Annotated in this window: 5 protein-coding genes; all 5 read right to left on the bottom strand. The window is 62.8% G+C overall.

What is annotated here, in order from left to right:
* Nucleotides 1-999, bottom strand: coding sequence for a GHMP kinase (locus OXT71_00025; protein MDE2924774.1), 999 nt, complete (start codon nt 997-999; stop codon nt 1-3).
* The gene (locus tag OXT71_00020; protein MDE2924773.1) at nt 986-1,885 is read right to left on the bottom strand and encodes a UTP--glucose-1-phosphate uridylyltransferase; all 900 of its coding nucleotides are present in this window, start codon (nt 1,883-1,885) and stop codon (nt 986-988) included. Before OXT71_00020 ends, OXT71_00025 begins: the two co-directional genes overlap by 14 nt.
* A gap of 82 nt (nt 1,886-1,967) precedes the next feature.
* The gene (locus OXT71_00015) at nt 1,968-2,453 is read right to left on the bottom strand and encodes a hypothetical protein (protein MDE2924772.1); all 486 of its coding nucleotides are present in this window, start codon (nt 2,451-2,453) and stop codon (nt 1,968-1,970) included.
* A gap of 75 nt (nt 2,454-2,528) precedes the next feature.
* Complete coding sequence (locus OXT71_00010; protein MDE2924771.1) at nt 2,529-3,731, bottom strand: hypothetical protein; 1,203 nt, start codon at nt 3,729-3,731, stop codon at nt 2,529-2,531.
* A 58-nt stretch (nt 3,732-3,789) separates the two neighbouring features.
* A complete protein-coding gene (locus OXT71_00005) occupies nt 3,790-4,236 on the bottom strand; it encodes a vitamin K epoxide reductase family protein (protein ID MDE2924770.1) in 447 nt (148 codons plus the stop codon).
* Nucleotides 4,237-4,344: the final 108 nt, after the last annotated feature.

Raw genomic sequence — 4,344 nt, 5'->3', positions numbered from 1 at the left:
CTAACTCACTCTGGGCCGGATGACGGTGCAGCCAATGGTGCGAAAGTCTTCCTGCAGTCCCAGGAAGGTCTCGTCGGATTCGCAGATTCCGACGATGGCTCCGCCCGAACCGGCGAATTTGGCGCTGACCCCGCGGGATCGGGCCAGCTCGATCATCTCCACGTTCCTGGGTTCCAAACTGGAAAGCCCGGACCGAATATCGAAGTTCCGGTCCATTAGTTCGGCCAACTTCACCGTGTCCCCTTGCAACAGGCAGTCCCGCCCCATCCGGGCCAGCTCGGCGAACTCCTCCATGGCCCGGTGGACCGCCTGCTCTCCCCGGTTCCAGCGGCCCCTCAAATCGTTGTGATAAATGCCGGAGACCTGGCCCAGATCGTTGCGGTATGCCAGGTAGAGCCGCGGCAGCAGGCCGGGATCGAGAGATTCGTAGAGCCCGTGCCCGAGGCGGTTCATGGCCTCCCGGTTGAAATCCATGTAGACCAGGCCTTCGTAGGCCTGACAGACGCGGTCCTGGAGGCCCGCCTCGATTCCGATCTCCTCGGTTTCCACCGAGAGGACGAGTCCGGGCATGATCTCCCGGGGGATGGACACCTGGTAGAACTCGGCCAGACCCCGCATGGCGGCGGTGATGATGGCGCTGGATCCACCCAGGCCCACCTGGCGGGGCACGTCGGTTTCGTAGCGGAGAGAGAAGTTCTGCTGCGGGAGCCGAATCTCCTCTCGCCAGCAGTATTCGGCGAAGACCTTGATGGTGGCCTTGACCAGCCGGAGACCACCGTAGAGTCCGTTGATCCGGACGTCGTCCACCAGGTCCTCCATCTGCCGGAACTCGCACCGGTCCTGGCGGCTCAGGATGATCTCCAGTTCGGGCCACTCGTAGACGACGACGTTGGCGGCGTAGTTTCTCAAGATGCAGGAGATGGTCTTGCCGAAGAAGCCGTCGGAAGGGTTGCCCAAGAGGCCGATGCGAGCGTTTGCCGAGGCCCTAGTGATCTTCAACCAATCGCTCCAGCAGACGCTTGCGCAGGCCGGGCCCCAGATCCGGATCGCGCAGTGCGAACTCGACGAAGGTTTCGAAATAGCTCTCGAAGTTGCCGATGTCGTAGCGCCTCTCGGTTTCCGGCAGGCGGACCCCGATGACCGTCTCTCCTTCTTCCAGAAGCCGTTGGATGGCGTCGGTCAACTGGATCTCCCCGCCGACTCCCGGTTGGATCCTGTCCAGCTTCCCATAGATGGAAGGCGAAAAGACATATCGTCCCACCAGAGCCAGGCAGCTTGAAGTGGACCCGACGGGAGGTTTCTCGATCAGTCCCAGAATGGGAAATTCGTCCCCGTCGCCTCCCGGTTCCACGATCCCATACCGGGAAATGTCCTGCGGGGAAACCGTCTCGACGGCGACCACGCAGGCCGCCCCCGACTCGCGGTGGATCCGCGTCATGGCGCTCACGACGTTGGTCGGCGAATCGAGACCGATGATGCTGTCGCCCAGCGCCACCACGAAGGGGCGGTTCTGGGTGAATCGGCGGGCGCACCGGACGGCATCCCCCAATCCCCGCTGGAGCCGCTGACGGGTGTAGAAGAACTTGACCTCCGTTTGCTCGTAGTCGAGTTCCGCCAGCAGGTCTTCCTTCCCCGACTCCCTCAGGTTCCGAATCAACTGGTGGTCCGGATCGAAGTGGTTCTCGATGGAGGTCTTGGTCCGTCCGGTGACGAAGAGGATCTCCTTGATGCCGTTCCTGCCCAGTTCTTCGACCACGTACTGGACCACCGGCTTCTTGGCCACCGGCAGCATTTCCTTGGGCTGGGACTTGGTGGCCGGCAGGAGGCGGGTCCCCAGTCCGGCGACGGGGACCACGGCGACGCTGATCTCCGGTCCGGTTTTCATGGCGTCTCGTCTCATGGACGGGCTCGTCCGCTGGAAGGGCGACTTCGAGTCGCCCTCTTGGTGTTCAGTCTCACGGACGGGGTCACCCCTGCGGCCGATAGAGCGTGACCAGGCAACCTCCCAGAGCGGCCAAAAGGATGCCCAGGACAAACGGCCACTGGATACTCGAGATCCCGCCCGGCGGCGGATGTTTGATCATGGAGGCGAACGCGTTGACGATGGGGGCTCCCGCGAAGACGATGGCCATGACCACGCTGGGAGAGCCCTTGGCTCCGAAGGCCAGAAGGACACCGAAGGCTCCGACGGCTCCCAGGATTCCGGCGACCAGCGACAAGCCCATTCCCGGCGCCGGATAGCTCCAGTCCGCCCCTTGGCTCTTCAGGACCAGCAGCGGAGCCAGCACGGCGACCAGGAAATAGGCCAGACCGACGAAGAGGAAGGCCTTGTAACGCCCGTTGACCGGGTCCCCCATGGCCACCTGTCCGGCATGGAGCATGGTGCCGTACAAACCCCAGCAAAACACCGTCACGAAAGCGAAGCCGAGCCAGGCCAGTCCAGTGCTAGTCATGAACATCCTCCTTGATTGGATACGGAGTATAGCCGGTAGGAGGGGGACATTCCTGTCCTCCCTTCCCTTTGTGGTTCATCGATACTCTGGAGTTCGGCGGCTAGGAAACCGCCGCTCCTGGCCGAGCCCGAAATCCAGGAGTATCGGGTCGTGATCCGAGAGCTTGCCGAAGATCTCGTCGAGTCCGCCGATCACCCGCGGAGGAGACACGGGATCGGGAAGAATGCCCTTGCCGGCGAACCAGTCCAGCTTCATGGAGCATCGGCCCTGATGGTTCTTCAGGGCCCAGTCGATGAACCAGAAGCACCAATTGGGGATCCATTCGGCCATGTTCCGGTTGGTGGCCAGATTCGCGGCATCGTAGTGGAGCGTGCAAACGCCCATCTGGTTCAGGTCCCGATAGCGGTAGCCTCGATTCTCCAGTTCCCGGAACAGCTGCCGTTCGAACCACCGCTGGGGATGGGGGTAGTGGTTGTCCAGAACGTTTTCGATCCCCATGAGGACCCGGCGGGCGTAACCCAGAATCGAATACACGGCGCGCCGCGCATGGTGGGTGGAGGTGTTCCAATCGCCGCCGATGACGACCGGCAACGAGGGATGCCAGCGTTGAAGATGGTCCAGCAGCAGGGTCATCTGCCGATGCCGGTGCGCCTGGCTGGAGTGGGCGTCCAAGTGGAGGCTGACGGCGCGGAAACGTCCCAGGGGATGCTCCACCAGGCCCAGGATCGCCCGCTGGCATCCCAGGCGTTTCTCGTTTCCCCTCAACTTGTCCTTGCCGTTGGGAAGGGGCAGCGCGTGGGGCTCCGACACCGGATGCCTCGAGAGCAGCGCGTTCCCGTGCAGAGCCTGGTCATTCTCGCCCGGAGCCTCGATCTCCAGCCCCGCTCCCTTGTCCAGATTCAGATAGCTGGGGGCGAACACGTAGGTCATCCCCAGTTGCCGGGCCAGCTCGCGGGTCACGTGGAGGTTCCCGGTTCGGGCCATTCCGTAGTCCAGTTCCGTCAGCAAGAGAGCGTCGGCCTCCCGCAACAGCGGATGCTCCCGTAGAGCCCTGGCCAGGCCCGGCAGCTTCAGGCCGCGCTCGATGTTCCAGGCGACGGCGCGGATTGAGCTCCGGGCCGGTCCGGAACGTCCCGCCGGGTCTTCACCGGTCTCGACGGTATTCAGCACCCGGTCGATTTCGGGCCGGAGGCGGCGATAGAGGGGAGAGGACTCCAGATGGCGGCTCGAAGGAATCTGCCTCAGTTGGGGGAAGTAAGGATTGATGGCGTGGTCCATCAGTCCGGGTCCCGCGCCAGGGCCTCTGATCCACGATGGTCATCCCGGACCGGTTCTCTCACCAGAGAGCTCCGGAAACGGAATCCTTTTCCAGCAGCAGGAGCACGAAGATGACGGCATTGATGCCGTGGGATGCGAAGCAGAGGATGCAGGGAACACGGGTCAGGAACAGCAGGGAGTAGGTGAGAAACAACCCCAGGAGGACCGTGACTAGACTTGCCAGCAGTGAGAAGTGGAAGATGGGAGAGGTGAACAGGAAACCTTCCAGGGTTCCGGCGGCGATCAACGGGTAGAAGAGTTGCGCCAGGACCGAGTTGGGAACGCCGAGGACTCGGGCCCGGGGAGTGAAGACGATAGTGGCGCAGGTCTTTTCTCCCATCCGGCAGAAGCTGGGAATCCAAGCGGCGTCGGGTCGCACCCAGCGGTAGGCCACGGCCGTGAAATAGGATGAGATGATGAAGCCGGCCAGCGACAGGACGACCAACAGCAGAGACGGCCAACTCATGCGTGCCGCTCGCCTCCCGGCTGTCTCCGTCGTTCCATGGTTGGATGTATTGTATGGGAATTATAAAGTGCAGTTGACACTTTGCAGTTCTGGCGCCACGCTCGGCCT

Source organism: Acidobacteriota bacterium (assembly GCA_028874215.1).
Classification (GTDB): Bacteria; Acidobacteriota; UBA6911; order RPQK01; family JAJDTT01; genus JAJDTT01.
This window is presented reverse-complemented; position numbering and strand designations above follow the sequence as displayed.